Source organism: Maribacter ulvicola, assembly GCF_900155985.1.
GTDB classification, from domain to species: Bacteria; Bacteroidota; Bacteroidia; order Flavobacteriales; family Flavobacteriaceae; genus Maribacter; species Maribacter ulvicola.
On sequence record NZ_FTMA01000001.1, the window covers coordinates 720,986 to 743,213 of the forward strand.

A 22,228-nucleotide genomic window follows, 5' to 3' on the forward strand; every position below is an offset into this window, starting at 1 on the left:
ATTATGATTTATGGAGGCTTTTTTTAACGAAATTTTTGACTATAATTTTCATTGTAATAAAAAGCTGATCGAGCATTATTCGGCGATAAATACGGTGCCAACAGAATCAATGCGTCTATTTAGTCATATCTTAAATACACATCATATTTGGAATGCAAGAATCTTAAATGAACCTGTCGGTTTTGAGGTTTGGCAAGAGCATGATGTAAAAGATTGGGCAAATATCCATTACGAAAATCAACGTAGTTCGTTCAACATAGTTACCAATGCTGGTAATTTTGATAAGCATATAGATTATGAGAATTCAGAGGGGCGACAGTTCGCTAATAGTTTAAAAGATATTCTTTTTCATATTATCAATCACGCTACAAATTGCAGAGGGCAAATCAATGTAGATGCGAGAAGTAATGATGAAACTTCTATATGCTTAGATTATATTTATTATAAAAGATAGATGAAAAATAAAGTTAGAGCACAGCTTTGCTTTATGATGTTTTTAGAATTCTTTATTTGGGGTGCGTGGTTTGTAACTCTAGGAACGTTTTTAGGAAACAATTTAAAAGCAACAGATGGTGAAATAGCCTTGGCATTTTCAACACAATCATGGGGAGCTATTATCGCTCCCTTTGTTATTGGTATAATTGCCGACCGTTATTTTAATGCAGAAAGAATTTTGGGAACCTTACACCTTTTGGGTGCCGTACTTATGTATTTTATGTACCAAAGTTCAGCATTCAGTGATTTTTATATTTTGGTTTTAGCGTATATGATTTTATATATGCCAACCTTGGCATTGGTTAATTCGGTATCATTTAACCAAATGAGGAATCCTGCAAAAGAGTTTTCTATGGTCCGTGTTTTTGGAACTGTTGGATGGATTGTCGCCGGACTTTCTATAAGCTATATTTTTAGCTGGGATCAAGGGGAGAATATAGGTAGAGGTCTGCTTAAAAATACATTTTTAATGACGGCTGTAGCATCTTTGATCTTAGGGTTGTTCAGTTTTACATTGCCCAAAACCTTACCAAAAGCTGCTAGTTCAGAAAAACTTGGTGTAAAAGAAATATTAGGGCTAGATTCTTTGAGTTTATTTAAGGATAAGAACTTTTTGGTCTTCTTTATTTCTTCGGTTCTAATATGTATACCACTGGCGTTCTATTATCAAAACGCAAATCCTTTTCTAGTAGAAATAGGGATGGATAATCCTACAGGTAAAATGACCTTGGGTCAAATATCTGAAATTGCATTCATGTTGTTACTTCCTTTGTTCTTTACCAAATTCGGATTTAAGAAAACCATATTGGTAGCTATGGCAGCCTGGGTGGTACGTTACTTGTTATTTGCATTCGGTGATGTTAACGAACTTGGTTTCATGTTAATAGTTGGTATTGCACTCCATGGTATATGTTATGATTTTTTCTTTGTATCTGGGCAAATTTATACCGATAATAAAGCAGGTGATAAATTTAAAAGTTCTGCACAAGGACTCATTACATTAGCTACTTATGGCGTGGGTATGTTAATAGGTTTTTGGGTTGCCGGTAAAATATCTACCACGTACCTATTAGAAGATGGTAAACACCTTTGGAAAACCATTTGGATGTATCCTGCTGGTTTTGCGCTAGCTGTATTTATTTTGTTCGCAATTTTCTTCAAAACAGAGAAAATTGAATATCAATCTTAGATAAATTCTTTAATTTCAATGCCTGAAAATTGTGATTCATGTTATAATGTATCCATATTTTATTGGAATAACGAGTTATAAATTATCAAACAATAAAACAAATCAGAAGGAATTTTAAACAAATAAATTTTCAAATTAAATAATTATAAAAATGCCAAAGAAAATACGATTAGGAATATTAGGTGGAGGTGGAGATTCGTTGATAGGTGTATTACATAGAGTAGCAGCTTTTATCAATGATAATTATGAAATTACAGGGGCTGTTTTTAACCCTGACCATGATGCTAATTTAGCTTTTGCAAAAGAAATAGATATTCCTTTAAACAGAATTTATAAGGACTTTGATACTTTAGTTGAAGAGGAATTGAAACTTCCGGAAGATGAACGCATACAGGTGTGTTCCATTCTAACGCCAAATTTTTTGCATTACCCTATGGCCAAGAAATTATTGGATAATGGTTTTAGCGTTATTTGTGAAAAACCAATGACCACTAATTTGGAAGAAGCTAAAGACCTGCAAAAATCTCATGAAAGAGCAGGTACTGTTTTTGCGCTAACACATACCTATACGGGTTACCCAATGGTACGCCAAATGCGTGAAATGATCAAATCAGGTGCGTTAGGGAAAATTCATAAAGTAGATGCGGTATATTATCAAGGATGGATCAATACTATTATTCATGATAAAGAGAAAAGATCTTCGGTTTGGAGATTAGACCCTAAAAAAGCCGGTATTAGTTCTTGTATGGCAGATATAGGGGTGCACGCCTTTAATATGATTGAATATACTACGGGACTTAAAGTGAACGAACTACTTTGCGATTTTAATTATCTGTATGAAGATAACCAGATGGATGTAGATGGTACCGTGCTTATACGTTTGGGGGATCATGTAAAAGGGGTGATAAGAGGTAGCCAAGTTGCTACTGGTGAAGAAAATGGACTGGCTATTTCTATTTATGGAGAGAAGGGGGCTTTTCGTTGGGAACAAGAAAGACCTAACTTTCTGTACAAGTTAAGTGATACCGAACCAACACAGATCTACAAGCCTGGTCATGCCTATAATTCTGAATTGTCTTTAGATGGTACTAAATTACCTGCAGGACATCCAGAAGGTATTTTTGATTCTATGGCCAATATTTATAAAGGTGTAGCCAAAGCTATTAGAGGCCAGGAGTACAATAGTGGAGAATTTCCAACAATGACCGATGGTGTTCGAGGGATGAACTTTATAGAGGCTACCGTAGATTCTCACAAAAATGGAAATACTTGGATAGCATTAGAAAACTAATAAAGAATAAGAAAGAATAAAAAAGAGTCGCAATTTGCGGCTCTTTTGTTTTAGTGCAATGTTGATCAAGTGTATACTGTTTCAAATTTTTGACATACAACTATCATGCTTTCCTTAGGGTTTCTATTAAATGCTTGTAATTCCCTTGTAAAAAAATCCCAATAATAATTTTTCCAACGGTCTAAGGATATAGCATCATATACATCTAATTGAGCATAAGAAGCATCAATGCTAAAATACGGTTTAAGTGTTACCCCCGTAGTTGCTATAATACATTGCGCTTCGCCGTTCCAATCAGTAACTACTATGTAATCTCCAATTTTTGGTAAAGGTTCTTTTCTATTTTGTAGGCCTAATAATGAACGGGAGATTGCTTTCTTTTCTCCGCTTTTTGTGAATTTGGCATTTTGGTCGGCGTCATATTGGTTGTCGCCAAAAAACATCGTTTTTGGGGTTTCATGGAAGACATCTTCGAGATGATTTTTTAAATAGGTGCCCCACATGTTTCTAGCCGATGCATTTTCCATAAATAATAATTTATTTTAAGTGTTGGAGTGTATAAACGTTTTAGTTTCTATTTAATTTTAAGAGCAGAAAAATTTACCTGCTTATAATTGCTTGTCCGTAAGGTTTATTGTTTTTTTTGATCAAAGCTATTATGGTTACTATTTAATATGCTTTAGGGTTGTAGTTGTTTTAATAAAAAAGTTTATTAAGTAATTCGTTACTAATTCTTTAGAGATTATCTTACCGATAATTTTTGTTCCAGTCTCAATAGTGTTAAATACCTCCCCCTTTATTCATGCTTGAATTTTTATCTTTTTTTGATGGTATTTCCTATATTTATAGCAAATCTCCCATGTATGGAGAGGAACCCCTTACAATTCTTAAATATAATATATTTTGACACATTTTACGTGTCTATTTTCAACAACTAAATCAACAATAGATAGTATATTTTTATGAAAACAATCAAAGGACCAGCCGTATTCTTGGCACAGTTTGTAGACAGTAAAGCCCCGTTCAATAGTTTAGATGGTATTTGTAAATGGGCAGCTGACCTTGGTTATAAAGGAATTCAGATTCCTACCTGGGAAAGTTTTTTAATAGATTTGGATAAGGCTGCGGAAAGCCAGGATTATTGTGATGAGTTAAAGGCCAAGGTGAACTCTTACGGATTGGAAATAACAGAACTTTCTACGCATTTACAAGGGCAATTGGTGGCTGTAAACCCTGCGTATGATTTAATGTTTGATTCTTTCGCTCCTAAAAATGTACAAGGAAACCCTAAAGCAAGAACACAATGGGCAATAGAAACTGTTAAAAAAGCGGCAACGGCAAGTAGAAGACTTGGGTTGAATGTTCATGCTACTTTTTCTGGTTCTTTATTGTGGCATACCATGCATCCTTGGCCTCAAAGACCAGCTGGTCTAGTAGAAATGGGCTTTGAGGAGTTGGCAAAAAGATGGACGCCAATCTTAAATCATTTTGATAAAGAAGGAGTAGACGTTTGTTATGAAATTCATCCTGGGGAAGATTTACATGATGGCGACACTTTTGAGCGTTTTCTGGAAGCTACGGGAAATCATAAAAGAGTAAATATTCTTTATGATCCAAGTCATTTTGTACTGCAACAGTTAGATTATATTACATACATTGATCATTACCATGAGTTTATAAAATCTTTTCATGTGAAGGATTCAGAATTTAACCCAACAGGAAAAAAAGGTGCTTTTGGTGGTTATAATGATTGGGGCGATAGAGCAGGTAGATATCGTTCATTAGGTGACGGACAGATAGATTTTAAAACCATATTCTCTAAATTAACACAATATGGTTGTGATGTTTGGGCGGTTATGGAATGGGAATGTTGTATTAAGAGTCCAGAGCAAGGTGCACGAGAAGGAGCTAAATTCATTGCGGATCATATTATAGAAGCAACCGAAAAAACTTTTGATGATTTCGCAGGTGGAGATATAGATAAGGAAATGTTGAAAAAAATGTTAGGAATTTAAAATAGAAGATAAATGAAGAAGGTATTGGTAAGTGTAGCTTGTTTGTTGGCATTCATTGCTTGTAAACAAGAAAAAAAAGAAACCTCTGAAGCTGTTATAGATGAAAAGGTTACTGCTGTAGAAAATGAATGGGAGGTTTTGTTCAACGGCACTTCGCTGGAGAAATGGAAAGGCTTTAAAACAAACGAGGTTAGCGATGCTTGGAAAATTGAGGGTGAGGCATTAGTATTTACGCCACCTGCGAAAGGGAAAAAAAACAAAAACCATGACCTGGTTACCAGACAAGAGTATACCAATTTTGTATTGCAATTAGATTGGAAAATATCAGAGGCCGGTAATAGTGGTGTTTTTTGGGGGGTTAGTGAAAATGAAAATTTTGGTGCGGGATACCAAACAGGTCCTGAAATCCAAATATTGGATAATGACAAGCATCCTGATGCAAAAGCTGGTACAACACATCAAGCAGGTGCGCTGTATGATATGGTTTCTCCCGCAAAAGATGTTACTAAACCAGTTGGTGAGTGGAATACAATGGTCATCACCGTAAACCATAAAGAACACAAAGGCAATGTAGTGTTGAACGGTACAGAAATAGTAACGTTTCCTGTAGCAAATGAAGAATGGAATGCTATGGTTGCAAATTCTAAGTTTGCAGGTTGGGACGGATTTGGAAAATACACCACCGGTAAAATAGGATTGCAAGATCACCATGATATAGTGTCTTTTAGAAATATAAAAATCAAGCAACTTTAAACGTATTTACATATGAAATTTAAATACTCGTTAATAGTAGTATTGGCTATTTTAGGTGTTGTTTCTTGTCAAGAAAAAGTACCGCAAAATACGGTTGATAGTGTAGATACTAAAGAAAAGGATAATGTCATTGTACATGAAGAGTATATGGGTGAAGAGCCTACAACTCCTGAAGGTACTGAGTTTTATGAGCCTAAAGTACCAGTGGTGAAGCCAGCTGGTTTAGGTGCTACACCTAGTGATGCTATTGTGCTTTTTAATGGTACAAACTTTGATAATTGGATAAGTATTAAAGATAGTTCTGCCGTTAAATGGCATTTGAACAAAGATGGTAGCATGACGGTAAATGACAAAACCGGCAACATACAGACTAAGCAGCATTTTGGCGATGTACAATTGCATATAGAATGGAAATCTCCTTTACCTGTGCAAAGAGACAATCAAAATAGAGCGAATAGTGGTGTTTTTTTAAATGGTATCTATGAAGTTCAAATATTGGATCAAAATGATAACCCTACGTACGTAAATGGACAAGTGGCTTCTATCTACAAGCAGCATGTTCCTTTGGCTATGGCCTCTGTGCCAACTGGTGATTGGAATACATATGATATTATTTATCACGCACCAGAATTTAATGAGGATGGGGGTAAAATAAAATCGGGTGATATCACGGTTATTCACAACGGAATCTTAGTTCAGGATCATGTGGAGCTTAAAGGTACTACGCCTTACGTTGGCTGGCCTAAGAACCCAGCTCATGGTAAAGGCCCATTAATGTTGCAAGATCACGGCGATGATAGTCGTGTGAGCTTTAGAAATATTTGGGTCAGAGAGCTATAAGGTTTTAACATCTAAAAATTAAGGAGTAAGCAAAATATATTTTGTTTGCTCCTTTGTTAATTATATCAGGAAAGGTGATTGAGATTGAAATTTTCATTTACCTTACCTTTGTCTATATCTAAAATGTATTTATGATTCAATCAATGACCGGCTTTGGAAAGCATGTAGTTCAATTGCCTAATAAAAAAATTACGGTAGAAATAAAATCTCTTAATAGTAAAAGTATTGATTTAAACGCTCGTATGCCTTCAAGCTACCGTGAAAAAGAATTGGAACTAAGAAAATTGGTCGCTAATTCATTATTGCGAGGAAAAGTAGATTTTAACTTATATGTGGAACTTACTGGAGATACAACCTCTACCCAGGTTAATGAAGAAGCGGTTAAGCAGTACATGAATCAATTGAAAAATATTGCTGATGGGGATGACCTTAGATTGTTAGAGATGGCATTACGTTTTCCTGATGCTATGAAGACCGATAAGGAAGATATAGATGAATCTGAATACGAAGCTATCAAAGAAGCATTAAAAGGCGCCCTGGTAGAAATCAATGAGTTTAGATCTGAAGAAGGTAGTGTGTTAGAAAAAGATTTTCTAGCTAGAATATCTTCTTTAAAGAAATTATTAGAAGAGGTTGTACGTATTGATCCAGATAGACAAGCTACCATTCGTGAGCGTTTAGAAAAAGCGGTACAAGATATTAAGGCAGATTTAGATGCAAACAGATTTGAACAAGAGCTTATCTATTATTTAGAGAAATATGATATTACCGAAGAAAAGGTACGTTTGGCAAATCATTTAGATTACTTCAGTAAAACATTACAATCAGATGACAGTAACGGTAAAAAACTAGGATTCATTGCTCAAGAAATAGGTCGTGAAATAAATACGATCGGTTCTAAGGCAAACTTTGCCCCTATGCAGCAAATAGTAGTTCAAATGAAAGATGAACTAGAAAAAATTAAAGAACAAATGCTAAATGTACTATAGATGAAAGGTGGAAAATTAATTATTTTTTCTGCGCCTTCAGGAAGTGGAAAAACAACCATTGTACGCCATTTATTGAAAAAGCCAGAATTAAATTTGGCTTTTTCTGTATCTGCAACTTCGCGCCCAAGAAGAGGTAAGGAAAAAAATAAGGAGCATTATTATTTTATGTCTGTTTCCGAGTTTAAAAATCATATCAAGAACGATGATTTTTTAGAGTGGGAAGAAGTTTATAGGGATAACTTTTATGGTACGTTGAAAAGCGAAGTAGAACGGCTATGGGCAGAAGGCAAGAACGTTATTTTTGATATTGACGTTGTTGGTGGACTAAGAATAAAAAAGAAGTTTCCGGATCAAACATTGGCTGTTTTTGTTAAGCCGCCAAGTGTAGATGAACTTAAAATCAGGCTTAAGAAACGTAGTACGGAAAGCGAAGACAAAATAAATATGCGTATTGCAAAGGCATCGGTAGAATTGGCAACGGCACCACAGTTTGATAAAGTGATTAAGAATTATGATCTTGATGTGGCCTTGAAGGAATCAGTAGATTTAGTAGCATCTTTCATTTCTAACGATAAAGAATAAGGACAGATGAAAAAGGTAGGACTATACTTTGGTACCTTTAACCCTATTCATATAGGACATTTGGCTATAGCGAATCATATGGTGGAGTTTTCGGACTTAGATGAAGTTTGGTTCGTAGTAACACCTCAAAGTCCGTTTAAGGCTAAGAAATCTCTTTTGGATAACCATCAGAGATTTGATATGGTCTATGAGGCAACCAAAGGGTATGATAAGCTGAAGCCCAGTACTATTGAATTTAATTTACCACAACCAAATTACACCATAAACACCTTAGTGCATTTAGGGGAGAAATACCCTGAAGGATATGATTTTTCATTGATTATGGGTGAGGACAATTTAAAAAGTTTTCATAAATGGAAGAATTATGAGATGATATTAGATCTTCATCATTTATATGTGTACCCAAGAATATCTAAAGGGGCTGTTGAGCATCAATTTAAGGACCATAAAAAGATACATAGGGTAAATGCACCTATCATGGAAATCTCTTCAACATTCATTCGCAAAGAGCATAAAAACGGTAAGAATATTAAACCTTTATTACCAGTAGAAGTGTGGAAATATATGGATGAGATGAATTTTTATCGTTAATTTATAGTGTTTGCTTTGCGCAAGTTATCGGTTGCTAAAAATACATCCCCTTTATTATAATACCACTTACGTACTTTAGGTATTTTAATTCCGTTTACGGTAATTAACTCTGAAAGTAAAATGTATTCTCCGTCGTTCTTACTTTCATCATGAAAAAATTGATAGACTTCCATAGCGTAGGTTTTTGGGTCAAAGTAGAAATACCAAGTATCGTTACCTACTTCTTTTTCATACGTAGCTTTCAATACTAAATATGATTTACCTTTAAAGGTTTTCTTAATAACCTTATCATCTATAATGGTTCCTGGGTTCTTTAACTTCATTGGTAATCCATATAGGTAGGTATAGTAGTTTTTCATCATTTTAGCACGGTCACAGCTAATGTTTAAACTATCTTTTATCTTGGGGAAAATAGAAGTACTACCATTTAGTTTTAATGTACAGGTATCATTATTTAATTCAGATTCAATAACGTAATTGTCTTTGGTGACGGTAGTTTTGAAATAGTTGTTAGGTAATTTCATTTCTACGATCGTACTTCGTAGGCTACCTTTTGGATTCTCCATCTCAATAAGCATTTTGCCCTTAAAGCTAGACCAATGGTCTTCTGGGTCATGAAAGGCTATTGCGCGTTCTAATAATTCATTACCGGTTATTTCTTGGGCATAGCTTAAAACTCCGGACAGCATGAAAAAAGATAGCAAGAAATATTTCATAAGTACGTTTTATTTAATGAGCAGCTAATTTAATCTAGCGTAGCCGGTTTAACATCGGCATCGTGCTCTTTGTAATACAGTTCTAACAGATTCATGGTCGCGGTCATTAAATCTTTTGTTTCAAGCAAGATAGTGAAATATAATGTTGTGTTTTTAGGACTTGATTCTTCTGACCTTGTGCGCTCTACTTGTAAGCTTATTTTTTGAGAAACCAAATCGTACAATTCTTGCTTGTTATTAAGAATGTTGCCAATTTTTTCAAAAGATCTTTCTTCAAAAGCATGGTAGGTATTATCTAAAATCTCAGCTAATTTTATATCTATTTGCTTAAGTTCTTTTATTTGGTTGTATTTTAATTTCTTATGGTTATTGTTAACATGCTTATGGCTTACTTTTCCAATATATTCCAATGACTGCGAAATATCCGTTAAATGCCCCATTGCATTAATGTAGAAATTACTGGCGCCAATATGAGCTTCTTCTAGGTTTTTGATAAAGTAAAAGGTGTGGTTTCTTAAATCTTCAATTTCATTGGCTAATTTTGCTCCTTGCTTTTTATTTTTGTGAAGGGAGCTGAGGTCTTGTTTTGCTAGTCCGTTAATAGAATTAGAGTATATTTTATTAGCTCTTTTGACGACATTGGCAATATTCTTAGCGCTCTCTTCAATAACACCTTGAATAGAACTACTTTCTGCGCGTTCTAAAATTTCTTCTTCTTTAGTCTCTTTTAATTTCTTGGTATGTGAAAGGTAATTTTTACCAATCAACACAAAGGCAAATATTAGTAATGCGCTAATTGCATAAATACCGCCTAGATGAATAATGTAAGCGATTATGGCCGCAGCTACGAATGCTACTATTGCTGTAAAGAACCATCCGCCAATGACATTTAATACACCGGCAACTCTGTATACGGCACTTTCAGAACCCCAGGCCCTATCTGCCAAAGATGTACCCATAGCTACCATAAAAGTTACGTATGTAGTGGATAAAGGTAGTTTTAATGATGTAGCAAGGGAAATTAGTACACTTGCAACCATTAAGTTTACAGAAGCTCTAATTAAGTCAAAAGCGGGTTGATCCTTTGCTTTTGCCTTTTGAGCATATGAAGTTGGTTTTATAAATTGTTTGTTAATGCGGTTTTGAAATGAAACTGGCATTATTCCGTTTAAATTTTCAGATGCCTTTATAGAGAATTTTACAATTTGCCTAGATAAATAATTGGGTTCAAAACGTTCATCTCCTTCATCTTGCCTTGAGAGATCTACACTTGTTTTGACCACATTTTTTGCTTTGGATGAAAACCATAGCGTAATTACCATAATAACGCCAGATGCCAGTAGCAAATAAGTAGGTGTTTGCACAGCTACTGCCAGCCCTTTCATATTAAACTCAGAAGCCAACTGGCCAGAATCTGACCAACTCAAGAAAGATTCGTAAGCGGCCAAGGGAACACCAATAAAGTTAACTAAATCATTACCTGCAAAAGCCATAGCCAAGGCAAAAGTGCCTAGAATAATAATTATCGTATAAATGTTCCATTTCATGAAAGTTGTTGCCAGCCATGATAGTATAAACCATAGCAAGAAATTACCTAATATAAATAACTCTGGATTTTCTCCAATGAACAAAGATGCTTGCGGGCTTATTATAGAGGTACCCTTAAGGCCTTTGATAAGAATAAAATATATAATTGCAGTAACCGCCATACCGCCAAAAATGGCGCCTACCCATTTAGGCTTATCATTGAATTTGAACGATAGTAAAACCCTGGTAAAAAATTGTACAATGGCACCAATGGTAAAAGCAATGACAACTGATAATAAAATGCCAATTATAATTTCAGTAGCCTTATCTGTATTTATATAATTGGAAAGATGGGTGAAATTACCATCTCCTGAATAAATTTTAACCAATGATATGGCAACAGCTGCACCTAATAGTTCAAAAACAATAGATACGGTGGTTGAAGTTGGCATACCTAAGGTGTTAAAAAAATCCAGTAAGAGAATATCGGTAATCATAACGGCCATAAACACGATCATGATTTCTGCAAATACGAACTCTGACGGATTAAAAATTCCTTTTCGGGCAACTTCCATCATGCCACTAGAAGATACTGCCCCAAAGGCTATACCTACACTGGCAACTAGCATAATTGTTTTAAAGGAAATTGCTTTTGATCCTATTGCTGAATTTAAAAAATTGACGGCATCATTACTAACGCCTACAATTAAATCTGTTATGGCTAAAACTGCCAAAGCAATAATCATGAATAAATATATGTTCTCGCCCATCAATAATTTAAATAAGGAACAAAAATGATATTATAAATTATCATTAACGTTAAAAAAAGGTTATGAAGTTAATTTTGTTTGCTTTGTAATGATGATTAATAGTTGCAAAGAAACTAAGTTTAGTTGATGAAAATACTAATTTCTTTGAAAAAAGAATTTTTGTCTTGATTTTAAAACCACTTTTCAACACTAACGGTATGGGAATCTAGTAAATAAATTTGTTATGAAATTACCTCGTTTGGTTAGCGAGTAATATTGAACTGCTTAAGGCATCTTCTGTAGAAGAGCTTATTTTAGCTGTAGAAGGCGGTGAGAATCGTTTGGCGTACAAGGTTTCCAGAATTTGGGCGGGCTCCCCTTCTTTAACTGTTATTTTTAAGTGACTTGGTTCATAGCCGGCAAATTGAACTGTGATATTATACGTGCCGGCAGATATATCATTAAATTCAAAATTACCTCTAAAATTTGTTTGGGTAGATCGGGCACCAGTGTTTATGGTTACCGAAGCCATTAGTAAGGGTTCGTTTGAAAACTCACCATCTAAAATTTTACCTTTAATAGAACTGGTCCCTTGTGCAAAAGACAAAGAACAAATCATTAAAGCGAGCAGAATATATAGTTTTTTCATGTGTTAAATAACTGGCACAAAGAAAACAACCTAAAGTTAAGATAAGGTTACGTGAGGATTATCAATATATGTTTTAAAGGTTAAGGTTCTAGCAATTAACTTTTTACTGTGATTGATACTTTTAGTATCAATATCCGCAAATACTGTATCTTGCAAGCTTTAAAATGACACGCATGAATTGGGAGCAATTATTATCTTTAAGAAGACAAGGAGATGTTAATAAGAGGTTACGAAATGAACAAGATGAAACTCGTTTAGGGTTTGATGTTGATTATGATCGTATTATATTTTCTTCCGCTTTTAGAAGTCTTCAAGATAAGACCCAGGTAATCCCTTTGTCAAAAACCGATTTTGTACATACTAGATTGACCCATAGCCTAGAAGTTTCTGTGGTGGGTAGAAGTTTAGGTAGGTTGGCCGGAAAAAAAATAATTGAAAAACACCCATATCTAAAAGAAATTCATGGATATCAATTCAATGATTTTGGTGGCATTGTGGCTGCCGCGGCATTAGCTCATGATATAGGAAACCCTCCTTTTGGTCATAGTGGGGAAAAAGCGATCGGTGAATATTTTAAAACCGGAAACGGAATAAAATTTAAAGAACTTCTGTCAGAAGAGGAATATCAAGATATTATCGATTTTGAAGGTAATGCTAACGGATTCCGGTTATTGACCCAAGATAGAGCAGGGGTTTCTGGCGGACTACGTTTAAGCAATGCCACATTGGGTGCTTTTATGAAATACCCAAAAGAGTCTTTACCTAAAAAACCTACAAATCATATCTGTGATAAAAAATTTGGTTTCTTTCAAAGTGAAAAACATATTTTTAAAGAGATTGCTGAAGATTTAGGGTTGCATAGTAGAAGTGATGATGGTACTATTTCTTTTGGCAGACATCCTTTAACGTTTCTAGTGGAAGCCGCAGATGATATTTGTTATACCATCATTGACTTTGAAGATGGTATTAATTTAGGACTCATTTCTGAGGATTATGCTTTAGAATACTTAATAAAACTGGTAAAGGACACCATAAACACCAAAAAGTACAATTCTTTGGAGTATATGGAAGATAGGCTTAGCTATTTACGGGCTTTGGCAATCAACACTTTAATACAAGATGCGGTTGCTATTTTTATTGAACATGAAGAAAGTATCTTGAACGGCACCTTTGAAGTTTCTTTGTTGGATAAAAGTAAATTTAAAGCGCAAATTGAAGATATCATAAGCTTAAGCGTTCAGAAAATATACCAATCTCAAGAAGTATTAGAGAAGGAGATAGCTGGCTATACCATTATTTCTGATATTTTAGATGTTTACATTGATGCTTTGATCGGTAAGAAAAACAATACCGCATCTAATTACCATAAACTTATATTAAGAACCCTGCCAGGATTTTATCAAGCTACTAATGTATCACTTTATCAAATAGTTTTGAATACATGTTGTTATGTAGCTAGTTTATCAGATAGCGCCGCAGTACACATGCACAATAAAATTAAGGGGAAGACACTTTAGAAACCATAAAGGAGACCTACGCCCAATACTTGTTTAAATTGTATTTTAGGCGTTCCAGCATTTACGATGGTGCCGTTATCGTTTTTCACCACATCAAAAAGAATATCGTCATCATAAATTAGTTGTGTTCCTAAGCTGGTGCTTATAAATTTGTTAACCTTCATCTTTAAGGTAAGCTCCCAATCAACATCTACATTTCCAAAACTTTTAGTATAATCGGTATATAGATTTAATCTATTTTTTAATTCAATATTGTCGGCAATATTATAGTTGAAATTATTGGTGATCAGAATACCAAGTTCTAATAAATGGTTTTTTCCTGGTGTAATAATATTGCCATCTGCATCTAAAACGGCTTTTTGAACACCAAAAGCTCCATTATTAGCCAAATTTTGATCTAAAACCAGAGTTGATTTTTGGGTTAATGGAGAAAGATATAGATTAAACTTTTTCTCTTTGGATATAAATGATGTCCCCGCACCGAACAAAAGATAACCAGGAGCCATAAATCTTGAAATGGGGTTACTTCTATCAGGATACTTATATCCATTAGAAAACTGGGTGTTAAAATTTAATTGAACCGAGTAAAACCACCTGCTATCATTTTCTCTTTTATAGCCAAGGTTAGAAGTTAAACGTATAACATCTTCTGTTTTTCTGAGTTTGCGTCCTTCTTGTGCGTTTAATCCGTAACGCAACTCTAAGTTGTTTTCCCACTCGAAATGACTAAACTTATATTTCCTTGCAAATTTTAAAAACCCAAGGCCGCTTATGGCATTGTCACCACCAGATTTCCAGTTAATAAAAGCTACTTCGCTCATATTAATACCAAAACTATTTTCAGTTTCCCAGAATGAAGGCACTCTAAAGCGCTGAAAACCTTTTTGAAGTGTCTTGGTTTTTTTAAAATCGATATTCGGTATTTGAAGATTTACATCTTTTCTGGGGGAATAGATTTTATCTAGTGTTCTGCGAATAACAATGGTGTCGAAGGCAATGGTATCGAAGGCAATGGTATCAATAGAAACGCTGTCGATAACAATTGGGGCGGGTATGGTGTCTTGACCGTAAGATAGGTTGGTTACCAAAAAAAGTAACGGAAGCAGAAATTTAAGCGATTTTGAAGCTATTCTTTTCATAGAAATTGTTGTACATATTGTTTTACGGACATCTTATCTATTCCTGCTTTTTTATACAGTTTTTCGGTTGGCCCATGTGTAATAAAGTAATCAGGAATACCAAATATCTTAATTATTTTATAGATTCCAATATTATTTGCAAATTCTAATACAGCGCTACCAAATCCGCCAATAGCTGAGCCATCTTCTAGTGTAATAATATGCTCGTATTTCTGTAGGATTTCTTTTAACAAAATAGTGTCCAGTGGTTTAATGAATGGAAAATTATAATGTGCAATGGCTCCATGTTGGTCTAATTCTGACATCAAATTTGATGCCATATTTCCAATTGGTCCTGTGCTTAATATGGCTATTTTGGTTCCTTCTTTTAAAATATGACCTTTTCCAATGGCAAGTTTCTCCATTGGCACTTGCCAATGAATCAAATTTCCTCTACCACGCGGATATCTAATGGCAATAGGATGGTCTAATCCTAATTGTGCCGTGTACATGATATTGCGCAGTTCAATTTCATTTAATGGAGAGAAAACGATAAGGTTTGGAATGCATCTTAAATATGAAATATCAAATACACCGTGATGTGTTGGTCCGTCTTCACCTACCAGGCCAGCACGATCCAAACAAAAAATAACGGGTAAATTCTGTATAGCTACATCATGTATTACTTGATCATAGGCGCGTTGTAGAAATGTGGAGTAAATATTACAGAATACGACTAAACCGTCTGTAGCCATACCTGCAGCTAAGGTTACCGCGTGCTGTTCTGCAATACCAACATCAAAAGCGCGATCCGGTATGGTTTCCATCATAAATTTTAAAGAACTACCCGTTGGCATGGCGGGAGTTATACCTACAATTTTTTCATTCTTTTGAGCAAGTTCTACTAACGTTTTACCAAAAACATCTTGGTATTTAGGTGGTTCGGCAATACTGGTTTTCTTTTGTAGTTCTCCTGTTTGTTTGTCAAATTTACCAGGGGCATGGTACGTAACCTGGTTTTCCTCTGCCTTTTGCAAGCCTTTACCTTTGGTGGTAATGACATGTAATAATTTTGGTCCCTCAATTTTTTGTAATCGTTCTAATTCCTGCACTAAAATTGGTAAATCATGACCGTCTACAGGACCTGAATAATGAAAATTAAGGCACTCGAAAATATTCTCTTCTTTTGCGGTACCTGTTTTTACGTTGGTCAAGTATTTTTTTAATGCACCTACACTGGGGTCTATTCCCATAGCATTGTCATTAAGTACCACTAGAATATTGGCATTGGTGACGCCTGCATGGTTTAAACCCTCAAAAGCCATACCACTGGCTATAGATGCATCTCCTATTACCGCAATATGTTGTCTTCGTAATTTTCCTTGTAATTGCGCTGCCAAAGCCATACCTAATAAAGCAGAAATAGAGGTGGAGCTGTGTCCAGTGCCAAAAGCGTCATATTCGCTTTCTTGCATTTTGGGGAAGCCACTTATACCGCCCAGTTGCCTATTGGTATCAAAAACATCTTTTCTACCGCTCAGTATTTTATGTCCGTATGCTTGGTGGCCAACATCCCAAATAAGCTTGTCTACTGGTGTGTTAAAAACATAGTGCAGTGCTATGGTCAATTCTACAACACCTAGACTGGCACCCAAATGGCCTTCTTTTACAGAAACAATATCAATTATAAATTCACGTAGCTCAACGGCCAATTGCTCTAAATCTTTTTCTTTTAAAGATTTAAGGTCGTTAGGAGAATTGATATGTTCTAGTATCGATTTCAAACTGTGGGTATAATGGAGACAAAAATACTTTTTTAAAAATGAAACTATCGTATTTTTGAACCTATGGTTTTACCTTATGATGATACTTATTTTATGAAAAAGGCACTTCAAGAAGCAGAATATGCACTTGAAGCTGGTGAAGTGCCCGTGGGTGCAGTTATTGTAGTTCAAGATAGAATCATTGCCAGAGCGCATAATCTTACGGAAAAGTTAAACGATGTTACTGCACATGCAGAAATGCAAGCCATTACTTCGGCCGCTAATTTTTTAGGTGGAAAATATCTTAAGGACTGCACGCTATATGTATCCCTAGAGCCTTGCCAAATGTGCGCGGGAGCTTTGTATTGGAGTCAAATTGGTAAAATAGTCTATGGAGCAACAGATCTGCATCGCGGATGTGGAGTAATGGGAACTACGCTTCACCCTAAAACTAAAATATTGGGTGGTATTCTTGAGGATCAAGCAGCGCGATTATTGCAACAGTTTTTTGAGAAAAAAAGAAAATAGTACTTTGAACATAAACGAAAAACCACGCAAAAGCGTGGTCATCTAATTTTTTAGTAAAAAAGAAAATTAATTATAATACCTGTACTTGCCCGGCAACAGTACCTTTTCTTCCTTCTTCCTCTTCGTAGCTTACTTTGTCACCTTCTTTAATTTCTGTGCCATGTAAAGCGGTGGCATGAACAAAAATATCCTTTCCAGTTTCTTCATTGGTTATAAATCCATAACCTTTAGATTCATTGTAAAATTTGACGGTACCAATCATTGTATTGAAATTTTAATATTAACATTCTAATTTAATATTTTTTCCTGTGGATTGGTAGAAAAATGGACTATTAATTTTTTGGAGTATCTTGATTATCAGTGTTTCGTGGTTCTTTTCCTTGCATTTTTCTTACATTTTCTTCCGTAAGCATGTAATCATTGAATTTTTTACCCTTGCTTTCGTTGATCAAGAAAAGCGGCATTGCCAGTAAAAACAGACCTAAAGTTCCTGAACCTATATATCTATGCGATAATGCTTCTTGGTCAGCATCTAAGCTAAAACCATAAATAATTAAACCTAAGGAAATTAAAACGACAAGGGTGATAATGTATTTCATATTGTTTTTTCTTTTTTTTTAAGCATTCTGTAATAAACTTTCTATTTCGTGAATCGTATCAATTCTCTTCTGTAAGCGGTCAATAATTTTGATTTGGATACAAAGCCCATGTATTTTCCATTTTTTACAACGGGTAAATTCCATGCACCACTATCTTGAAATTTCTGCATTACTATTTGCATACTATCCAATCCGTAATAAATATGATCGGGTGCTTTATGAGTAAAGGTTTCTACTTTTGTGGTGTTGTACAATTTGGTGTCGAACATAAACTCTCTAATATCATCTAAAAGAATGATACCTAAAAATTTCTGATCGGCATCCACTACGGGGAAAATATTCCGAGTAGATTTTGCAACGGAGTCGTGTAGCATTTCACCTAACGTCATTTCTGGGTTTACCGTTTTAAAGTTGGTTTCTATAACAGTGTCCAGATCCATAAGGGTAAGTACTGCTTGATCTTTATTATGGGTCAATAACTCGCCACTTTCTGCTAATTCTCTGGTGTAAATGGTATAATCTACCGTGTTTTTGGTGATGATGTATGAAATGGATGCCGTAATCATTAAGGGAACAAACAAAGCGTAACCACCCGTTATTTCTGCAATAAGGAAAATTGCGGTTAATGGTGCATGTTGCACACCGGCAATTAGGCCTGCCATGCCTATTAAGGTAAAATTACTCTCTGATACCGAAAATCCTAATCCGGAATTGTTGATCAATTTGGCTACTACATTCCCTAATGCGCTCCCCATAACCATGGTGGGAATGAAAATTCCACCAGCTCCACCTGCTGCCAAAGTTGTTGTCATTGCTACAGCCTTGAAAATGGTAATGCCAAAAAGTAAGGCAATAACAATCCAAATATTACCCATGTAAGCATCAAAAGGGGTTTTACCCAAAGCACTGATATGGTCTCCTTTTAATAAGTCGTTTATAAAGGAGAATCCTTCACCGTATAATGGTGGAACCATATAAAGCATAATGCCAATTGCCGATCCACCAACCAATAGACGGTACTTTGGACTTTTTAATGGTTTAAAAAGATTAATGATGCCAAAGTACATTTTGGTAAAATAGATAGATGCCACTGCGGTACCCACGCCTAAAACGATATAGAACAAAGTGTCTTTTACTTGAAAAGGTTCGTTAATGGAGAAGTTGAACAATACCTCATTACCCATAAAAAAATAGGAGGTAAGTACACCGCTTATAGATGCCAGTAATAGCGGTAGCATAGATATCATGGTAAGGTCCAAGCTAAATACTTCTACTGCAAATATGATAGCTGCAATAGGAGATTGAAATATGGATGATATGGCACCTGCCGATGCACAGGCAATTAATAAGGATCGTGTTTTGGAGTTGATATGAAACAATCGCCCAAGGTTAGAGCTTATAGCCGCACCTGTAGCTACTGCAGGACCCAATAAACCTACAGACCCACCAAAACCAACGGTTAAAGGAGCAATTATTAATTGGGTGTATACTTGCTTGACATCTATATGCCCTTTATTTTTGGAAAGAGAAAAAAGAATAGAAGAAACGGCATGCTTTAATTTCTCTTTATGCACATATTTTACATACAGATAGACCAGGGTAAGTCCGATAATAGGCAAGATAAAATACAGTTGATTGCTAGAAAATATGATTCCTTTTTCAAGCGATGCTTCAATGAAATAGGTAATGTTTTTTAGTGTAACCGATGCCAAACCAGCTAAAAGCCCCACAACAACACTTAAAATATATATAAAGGTCTTTTGAGAGATGTTTTTATATCTCCACTTATAAATACGCTTTAAAAGGTTGTTCGTTTGTATAGGCATGCTTATATACTTAAATTAAAAGTATTAAAAAATCCTGCACTAAGGCAGGATTTTAAATTATGATTTTATCAAGTTAGACTATTCTTGAATATCTAATTTTAAGTTCAATTCTTTTAATTGTTCGTTATCGATTGGGGCAGGGGCATCAATCATGACATCTCTACCACTATTGTTTTTAGGGAAGGCGATGAAGTCACGTATCGTTTCTTGTCCGCCTAAGATAGCAACAAGTCTATCTAGACCAAATGCTAGTCCGCCATGTGGTGGTGCACCGTATTGGAAAGCGTCCATTAAGAACCCGAATTGTGCTTTAGCTTCTTCTGGTGTAAAACCTAAATGCTTGAACATGGTGGCCTGTGTTTCTTTATCATGAATACGAATAGAACCACCGCCTATTTCGTTTCCGTTCAATACCAAATCGTAAGCATTTGCACGTACTGCACCTGGGTCGGTATCCAATAACTCTAACTGACCTGGTTTAGGCGATGTAAATGGGTGATGCATGGCATGGTAATGACCGGTTTCTTCGTCAAGCTCTAATAATGGGAAATCTACTACCCATAATGGTGCAAATTCGTTCGGTTTTCTAAGCCCTAGTCTGGTAGCCATTTCCATACGTAAGGCGCTTAACTGTGTTCTTGTTTTGTTGGCATCACCAGAAAGCACGCAGATTAGGTCACCTGGTTTAGCACCGGTTACCTCTGCCCATTTTGCTAAATCGTCTTGGTCGTAAAATTTATCAACGGTAGATTTAAAGCTTCCGTCTTCATTACATTTTGCGTAAACCATTCCGTTAGCACCAACTTGAGGGCGTTTTACCCAGTTTACCAGGGCATCTAATTCTTTTCTAGTGTAAGATGCTGCACCTGGAACCGCAAGACCGACAACTAATTCAGCAGCATTAAAAACACCGAATTCTTTATGTTGTGCTACGGCATTTAATTCACCAAACTCCATACCAAAACGAATATCTGGCTTATCGTTACCATATTTCGCCATAGCATCATCATAGGTCATTCTTGGGAAAGAATCGATCTCAACACCATTCACTTCTTTTAAAAGATATTTGGTCAAGTTCTCGAAAACGTTAAGTATATCTTCTTGCTCAACAAACGCCATTTCACAATCTATCTGTGTAAACTCTGGCTGTCTATCGGCACGTAAATCTTCGTCTCTAAAACACTTTACAATCTGAAAGTACTTATCCATACCACCAACCATAAGCAATTGCTTAAATGTTTGTGGTGATTGTGGTAAGGCATAAAACTGCCCTTCGTTCATACGGCTAGGTACCACGAAATCACGAGCACCTTCTGGTGTAGATTTTATTAAATACGGAGTCTCCACTTCTATAAAGCCTTCGCCAGATAAAAATTTACGAACTTCCATAGTTACCTTACTTCTAAAAATAAGATTATTTTGTACCGGTTTTCTACGGATGTCTAAATACCTATATTTCATACGCAGGTCCTCGCCACCGTCGGTTTCGTTCTCAATGGTGAACGGCGGAGTTTTAGATTCGTTCAGAATTGTAAGTTCAGAAACCAAAACTTCAATATTACCCGTTGGTATGTTTGCGTTTTTTGAAGCTCTTTCAATAACCTCACCCTTTATTTGAATAACAAACTCTCTACCTAAGTTTCTTGCCTGCTCTAAAAGTTCTGCACTGGTACGGTCTTCATCAAGGACTAATTGTGTAATACCGTAACGATCACGTATATCTACCCAAACAACAAAACCTTTGTCCCTTGTTTTGGAAACCCACCCAGATAGTGTAACTGTTGTACCAATATGTGATTCTCTTAATTCCCCGCAGGAATGGCTTCTATACATAACATGTGCTTTAATGAAAGGACAAATTTAAGAAGTCTATTTCATTATAGGTCTATATAGGATGTAGGTTTTGCCCAATGATTAGTTTTATGGGTTGCAGTGATTGATTGTTTTTAAAAATCTGTGAGTTAGTGGGTTATATGTTCAATGTTAATTTAATGTTATGTAAAAGTTACCTAAACATTGATTAATTGCAAAATAATTGTATCTTTATCTTGTTGAACTACTATAAAATAATAATCTCAAAAAATATATATCATGAAAAAAATCTTAATTATAGCTGTAATGGCATTGTCTTTAGGAGCATATGCTCAAGTTGATCCTACCTTTGAAAAAGAGGGTGATAAAGTAAAAGCTACTTACTTTCACGCAAATGGAGAAAAGTCTCAAGAAGGGTATTTTTTAAATGAGAAGTTAGAGGGTGAGTGGAAAATGTTTAATGAAAAAGGGGATAAAATTGCAATGGGTAATTACGAGAATGGTGTTAGAACCGGTAAATGGTTATTCTGGGAAGGCGATGTAAAAAGCGAAGTAAGTTTTGATAACAACAGAATTGCAAGTGTTTCTAAAGCAAATGTAAAAGACCCTGTAGTTAGTAATAAATAAACTAAATAACTCAAATGAAAAGCCCGTATCAATTTTGATACGGGCTTTTTTT

The 22,228-nt window shown here is 35.3% G+C and carries 22 protein-coding genes; 12 read left to right on the top strand and 10 right to left on the bottom strand.

Annotated features, from left to right (window positions below; all coding sequences use genetic code 11):
* Positions 1-10 precede the first annotated feature (10 nt).
* The 3 genes from BW936_RS03135 to BW936_RS03145 all read left to right on the top strand — a co-directional run bounded on the left by BW936_RS03135 (position 11) and on the right by BW936_RS03145 (position 2,975).
* Complete coding sequence (locus BW936_RS03135) at positions 11-454, top strand: DinB family protein (RefSeq protein ID WP_076546857.1); 444 nt, start codon at positions 11-13, stop codon at positions 452-454.
* Positions 455-1,684 (top strand): nucleoside permease, encoded by a 1,230-nt coding sequence (locus BW936_RS03140; protein ID WP_076546858.1) that lies wholly within the window; start codon positions 455-457, stop codon positions 1,682-1,684.
* A gap of 151 nt (positions 1,685-1,835) precedes the next feature.
* Positions 1,836-2,975 (top strand): Gfo/Idh/MocA family protein, encoded by a 1,140-nt coding sequence (locus BW936_RS03145; RefSeq protein WP_076546859.1) that lies wholly within the window; start codon positions 1,836-1,838, stop codon positions 2,973-2,975.
* Positions 2,976-3,040: 65 nt separating this feature from the next.
* Here the strand turns inward: BW936_RS03145 and BW936_RS03150 are convergent, their stop codons facing one another.
* A complete protein-coding gene (locus BW936_RS03150) occupies positions 3,041-3,502 on the bottom strand; it encodes an ASCH domain-containing protein (RefSeq protein WP_076546860.1) in 462 nt (153 codons plus the stop codon).
* Positions 3,503-3,937: 435 nt separating this feature from the next.
* Here BW936_RS03150 and BW936_RS03155 point away from each other — a divergent pair, with 435 nt between their 5' ends.
* The 6 genes from BW936_RS03155 to nadD all read left to right on the top strand — a co-directional run bounded on the left by BW936_RS03155 (position 3,938) and on the right by nadD (position 8,745).
* Complete coding sequence (locus tag BW936_RS03155; RefSeq protein ID WP_076546861.1) at positions 3,938-4,990, top strand: sugar phosphate isomerase/epimerase family protein; 1,053 nt, start codon at positions 3,938-3,940, stop codon at positions 4,988-4,990.
* A gap of 12 nt (positions 4,991-5,002) precedes the next feature.
* Complete coding sequence (locus BW936_RS03160) at positions 5,003-5,743, top strand: 3-keto-disaccharide hydrolase (RefSeq protein WP_076546862.1); 741 nt, start codon at positions 5,003-5,005, stop codon at positions 5,741-5,743.
* A gap of 12 nt (positions 5,744-5,755) precedes the next feature.
* Positions 5,756-6,583, top strand: a complete 828-nt coding sequence (locus BW936_RS03165) for a 3-keto-disaccharide hydrolase (RefSeq protein ID WP_076546863.1) — start codon at positions 5,756-5,758, stop codon at positions 6,581-6,583.
* A 131-nt stretch (positions 6,584-6,714) separates the two neighbouring features.
* Positions 6,715-7,572, top strand: coding sequence for a YicC/YloC family endoribonuclease (locus tag BW936_RS03170; protein WP_076546864.1), 858 nt, complete (start codon positions 6,715-6,717; stop codon positions 7,570-7,572).
* Complete coding sequence (gene gmk, locus BW936_RS03175) at positions 7,573-8,154, top strand: guanylate kinase (protein WP_076546865.1); 582 nt, start codon at positions 7,573-7,575, stop codon at positions 8,152-8,154.
* A gap of 6 nt (positions 8,155-8,160) precedes the next feature.
* Positions 8,161-8,745 (top strand): nicotinate (nicotinamide) nucleotide adenylyltransferase, encoded by a 585-nt coding sequence (gene nadD, locus BW936_RS03180; protein WP_076546866.1) that lies wholly within the window; start codon positions 8,161-8,163, stop codon positions 8,743-8,745.
* On the opposite strand, the gene BW936_RS03185 is transcribed toward nadD, so the two are convergent.
* The 3 genes from BW936_RS03185 to BW936_RS03195 form a co-directional block, all read right to left on the bottom strand.
* A complete protein-coding gene (locus BW936_RS03185) occupies positions 8,742-9,461 on the bottom strand; it encodes a DUF6503 family protein (RefSeq protein ID WP_076546867.1) in 720 nt (239 codons plus the stop codon). The two genes, nadD and BW936_RS03185, sit on opposite strands and share 4 nt — an antisense overlap.
* Positions 9,462-9,490: 29 nt before the next feature.
* Positions 9,491-11,758: an inorganic phosphate transporter gene (locus BW936_RS03190; protein ID WP_076546868.1), complete on the bottom strand. Its 2,268-nt coding sequence runs from the start codon at positions 11,756-11,758 to the stop codon at positions 9,491-9,493.
* Positions 11,759-11,987: 229 nt separating this feature from the next.
* Positions 11,988-12,386, bottom strand: coding sequence for a carboxypeptidase-like regulatory domain-containing protein (locus BW936_RS03195; RefSeq protein ID WP_084181961.1), 399 nt, complete (start codon positions 12,384-12,386; stop codon positions 11,988-11,990).
* A 173-nt stretch (positions 12,387-12,559) separates the two neighbouring features.
* Here BW936_RS03195 and BW936_RS03200 point away from each other — a divergent pair, with 173 nt between their 5' ends.
* Entirely contained in the window at positions 12,560-13,903 is a 1,344-nt protein-coding gene (locus BW936_RS03200; protein WP_076546870.1) for a deoxyguanosinetriphosphate triphosphohydrolase, read from the top strand.
* Here the strand turns inward: BW936_RS03200 and BW936_RS03205 are convergent.
* Entirely contained in the window at positions 13,900-15,042 is a 1,143-nt protein-coding gene (locus tag BW936_RS03205; RefSeq protein ID WP_076546871.1) for a DUF3078 domain-containing protein, read from the bottom strand. The two genes, BW936_RS03200 and BW936_RS03205, sit on opposite strands and share 4 nt — an antisense overlap.
* Positions 15,039-16,805: a 1-deoxy-D-xylulose-5-phosphate synthase gene (locus BW936_RS03210; protein ID WP_076546872.1), complete on the bottom strand. Its 1,767-nt coding sequence runs from the start codon at positions 16,803-16,805 to the stop codon at positions 15,039-15,041. The genes BW936_RS03205 and BW936_RS03210 overlap by 4 nt, the downstream gene beginning before the upstream one ends.
* Before the next feature lie 63 nt (positions 16,806-16,868).
* Between BW936_RS03210 and BW936_RS03215 the strand changes: the two genes are divergently transcribed.
* Positions 16,869-17,312, top strand: a complete 444-nt coding sequence (locus BW936_RS03215) for a nucleoside deaminase (RefSeq protein ID WP_076546873.1) — start codon at positions 16,869-16,871, stop codon at positions 17,310-17,312.
* A 70-nt stretch (positions 17,313-17,382) separates the two neighbouring features.
* On the opposite strand, the gene BW936_RS03220 is transcribed toward BW936_RS03215, so the two are convergent.
* The 4 genes from BW936_RS03220 to aspS form a co-directional block, all read right to left on the bottom strand.
* Positions 17,383-17,574 carry a cold-shock protein gene (locus BW936_RS03220; RefSeq protein WP_076546874.1) on the bottom strand — a complete coding sequence of 64 codons (192 nt, stop codon included), beginning with the start codon at positions 17,572-17,574 and terminating at the stop codon, positions 17,383-17,385.
* 70 nt (positions 17,575-17,644) lie between these two features.
* The gene (locus tag BW936_RS03225) at positions 17,645-17,911 is read right to left on the bottom strand and encodes a hypothetical protein (RefSeq protein ID WP_076546875.1); all 267 of its coding nucleotides are present in this window, start codon (positions 17,909-17,911) and stop codon (positions 17,645-17,647) included.
* A gap of 41 nt (positions 17,912-17,952) precedes the next feature.
* On the bottom strand, positions 17,953-19,737 hold the full coding sequence (locus BW936_RS03230; protein ID WP_076546876.1) for a chloride channel protein: 1,785 nt from the start codon (positions 19,735-19,737) through the stop codon (positions 17,953-17,955).
* A 78-nt stretch (positions 19,738-19,815) separates the two neighbouring features.
* Positions 19,816-21,570 carry an aspartate--tRNA ligase gene (gene aspS, locus BW936_RS03235; RefSeq protein ID WP_076546877.1) on the bottom strand — a complete coding sequence of 585 codons (1,755 nt, stop codon included), beginning with the start codon at positions 21,568-21,570 and terminating at the stop codon, positions 19,816-19,818.
* Positions 21,571-21,828: 258 nt separating this feature from the next.
* On the opposite strand from aspS, the gene BW936_RS03240 reads away from it, so the two are divergent.
* Entirely contained in the window at positions 21,829-22,176 is a 348-nt protein-coding gene (locus BW936_RS03240) for a toxin-antitoxin system YwqK family antitoxin (RefSeq protein WP_076546878.1), read from the top strand.
* The last annotated feature ends 52 nt before the right edge of the window (positions 22,177-22,228 follow it).